Raw genomic sequence first — 3678 nt, forward strand, 5'->3', positions numbered from 1 at the left:
GGCTGCCGCGCGGCAGCCGGCCACGGCGGCGGCTACGGTGTGACGCCGATTCCCTGGCCGGTGAACCCGATCCAGTTGAGGTTGCCGAAACCGCTGGTCGGGCCGCCGGGGACGGTGGTGAACACGAGGTAGAGCCGGTGCGTGCCGCCCGGGTCGGTGATCGGCACGGTGGTGCTGGTGAAGGCGTTGTTGCCGGTGGTCGCGTTGACCGTGGCGGTGGCGACCACCGGCCCGGTGGGCGAGTCGAGCCGGAACTGGACGCCGAAGCGCGGCTGCCCGGCGGTCGCGGCGCTGCCACCGGAGGTACGCAGCGTCACCGACTCGATGTTCGTCAGGTTCACGGTGTTGTTGACCGCGATCCAGTCGCCCGGGTCGAGGCTGCCGCGCTGCTGCCCGCCGCCGGTGTCGGCGCTGGTGCCCACGGTGGTCCCGGACTGGTCTCGGGCGAACTCCACCTGCTGCCGCTTGTCCTGGATGATCTGCTGGTCCACCGTGGTCAGCGCCGGCTGCCCGTTCGCCCCGCCGTCCGTGTAGGACGCGCTGACGACGCCGTAGATGTAGCCGCCGTGGGAGGCGTCGTCGGCCTCCGTGGGCAGCACGCCGGAGCAGCCGAACTGGTTGGCCTCGCCGTGGCCGTGCTCGTCGTGGCCGAGCACGAAGGTCACCTCGACCTTGGCGCAGTCGACCGGCCCGTCCTCGGGGTCGGTGACCGTCACCGACCACGGGATCCCGTCACCCCACTGGAAGAAGCCGCCCTCGACCGGGGTGTTGACGGTGACGGTCGGCGCGGTGTTGCCCACCGTGATCGTGGTGTTCGCCGACGCGCTCTTGCCGCTGGAGTCGGTCACCGTCAGCCGCGCGGTGTAGACCCCGTTGACCGTGTACGTGTGCGTCGGGTTCGGGTCGACCGAGTCGGTCGTGCCGTTGCCGTCGAAGTCCCAGGCGAACGAGATGGAGTCCGCCGGGTCCGGGTCCTTCGACCCCTCGCTGGAGAAGGCGACGGTCAGCGGGGCGTGACCGTTGGTCGGGGTCGCGTTCAGCACGGCGTTCGGCGCCCGCAGGCCCTTGACGTAGCTGAACTTCAGCATCGCCGCGTCCGGGTTGACGTTGAAGAACCCGTCGCCGTACGTCAGCAGGTAGAAGTTGCCGTCGGCGCCCCACCTCATGTCCATCGGGTTGTCGCAGAGGAACGGCTTGGCCGGCGTGGTGGGTGCCTGCCCGCAGTTCAGCACATTGTTGATCTTCAGGATGTCGCCCTGGGCGTCGAGCCGGACCTCCTTGAGGGTGTCCCGGGTGAACTCGCCGAAGAAGATCGCGCCGTCGAAGTACGCGGGGAACTTCGTCTCCGACCTCAGCTCCGGGTCGAAGTCGTACTTCGCCGCGCCGTGCGGGCCCACGCCGCCGGTGCCGAGCTCGGGGAAGAGCACGGGACAGGTCTGCGTCGGCGTGGACAGGTACGACTCCGGGCACGGCGTCGGGGCCTGGAACGAGTACCAGAGCTCGGACTTCTCCACCGCGGGCAGGTCGGTCAGGCCGGTGTTGTGCCGCGAGGTGTTCCGCGGCGCCGCGCAGTCGAAGGGCGCGACCGGGGAGATCGGGCTGGTGGTCCAGTTCATCTCGATGTACGGCAGGTTCGGCTGCACGCACATCGGCCAGCCGTAGTTCGCCGGCTTGTCGACCACCATCATCCGGCCGGTGCCCGCCGGTCCCCGGCCGACCGCCGCGGTCGAGGAGTCGGGGGAGTAGTCGGTGACGTAGGCGACGTCGTTCTTGTCGAGGGTGATCCGGAACGGGTTCCGGAAGCCCATCGCGTAGATCTCCGGGCGGGTCTTGTCACCCGGGTCCGCCGCCTCGGGGAACATGTTCCCCTCCGGCACGGTGTAGCTGCCGTCCGCCTGCACGGAGATGCGCAGGATCTTGCCGCGCAGGTCGTTGGTGTTGGCGGAGCTGCGCCGGGCGTCGACGAAGGGCGCCTGGTAGACGCCGGTGGCGCTCACCGAGTCGTTGTGCGGGGAGAAGCCGCCGGAGCCACCGCCGCCGGCCGGGGTGTCGTCGCCGGTGACCAGCCAGAGGTTGTTCTCCGAGTCGAAGGCGATGTCGCCGGCCACGTGGCAGCAGGCCCCCCGGTCGACCGGCACCTGGAGGATCTTCTGCTCCGAGGCCAGGTCCAGGGAGGGCGTCTCGCCGTCGACGAACTTGTACCGGGAGAGCTGGAAGTACCCCTTCCAGCGGTCCCAGGCCGCCGGGTCGGTGCTGGTGGTCGGCGCGCCGCCGGTGGGGGTGTCCAGCGGGGGCGCGTAGAAGAGGTAGACCCAGCGGTTGGTGGCGAACTCGCGGTCGATCGCCGGCCCGTACATGCCGTCCTCGCTGTGCGTGTAGACCGGGATCTGCGCGAGCACGGTGGTCTCGTTGCTCTCCGGGTCGTGCAGGCGTACGCCGCCACGGCGGTCGGTCTGGATCACCCGGCCGTCGGGGAGCACGTCGAAGCCGATCGGCTCGTTGACGTTGGGCTGTGCCCCGATCACCGTCATCTGGTAGTTGGCCAGGACGGTGGCGCCGCAGTCGCCGTCGGTCACGCCGGCCGCCCACTGGATGGCGCCGCCGAGGTGGGCCCGCAGGTCGGTGCTGCCGAAGCTCTCCGGCGTCGCGCCGAGCCCGGTGTAGAAGGACCGGCCGCCCTGGTGGTCCTTGCACCAGGTGACCGGGTGGTCGAAGCCCATCGACCCGCCGGCGTACGTCTTCTCGTCCACGGTGGCCAGGACGTGCGAGACGCCCCGGACGTTGGCCGCGAAGTTGTACCACCGGTCGGTGTGCGCCCAGCGCTCGGGCAGGGTCGCGGAGGCCGGGTGCACCCGGTCGGCCACGGTGACCGTGGCCGGGGCCGCAGCCGTGGCGGCGCCCACCGCCCGGGTGCCGAGCACGTCGTCCAGGAAGGACCAGCCCGGCTCGGCCTCGATCGCGGAGTGGACGCCGACGAAGCCGCCGCCGTCGCGGTAGTACCGCTCGAACGCGGCCTGCTGGTCGTCGGCGAGGACGTCGCCGGAGGTGTTCAGGAACACCACGGCGCGGAACTGCTTGAGGTGCGCCTCGTCGAACTTGCGGGCGTCGTCGGTCACCTCGACGGTGAAGCGCCGGTCGTTGCCGAGCTGGCGGATCGCGTCGACGCCGGCGGCGGTGGCGGGGTGGCCGCCGTCCGCCGACCGGGTGAAGACGAGGACCTTGTACTGGATGCCGTTGCTGGTCGGTGCCGGGGCGGCGAGTGCCGGTGCCGGCTGCTGCTGAGCGGTCGCGACGAGCGTCGCGCCGACGAGGGTGAGAAGGCTGAGGTAGGTGGCGGCCCTTCGGCCGATCGGTCTGCGCATCGAACCTCGCTCTGGTCGGGCGGGTCCGCCTCAGCGCCGGGACGTCGCTGAGGAGGTCGCGGGGGGAGTACCAAGAGCCTGGCCAGGTTCTACGCAGGACGATATTTGCGCCTCGGACCAAAGTGAAGAGGTTGGCGGCGGAAGTTTTCGATGGATGGGCAGAACTTTCGCTTCAATCGGCGAAAGTGGCGACCGGGATGGGGTCCGGCCGCCGTGACGTGCCCGTACGCACACGAGCGGGGGGGGGGGCCGCCGGGCGCACCCGCCGCCCGCGCAGGGCGAAAGCAGGGGGGGGGGGTGGTGGCCACACACCAGC

Annotated in this window: 1 protein-coding gene; it reads right to left on the reverse strand. The window is 70.8% G+C overall.

From position 1 onward, the window contains the following. Nucleotides 1–32 precede the first annotated feature (32 nt). Entirely contained in the window at nt 33–3362 is a 3330-nt protein-coding gene (locus AB0L34_RS28355) for a ThuA domain-containing protein (RefSeq protein WP_363708085.1), read from the reverse strand. Between the last annotated feature and the right edge of the window lie 316 nt (nt 3363–3678).

The organism is Micromonospora sp. NPDC052213 (genome assembly GCF_040679695.1).
Classification (GTDB): Bacteria; Actinomycetota; Actinomycetes; order Mycobacteriales; family Micromonosporaceae; genus Micromonospora.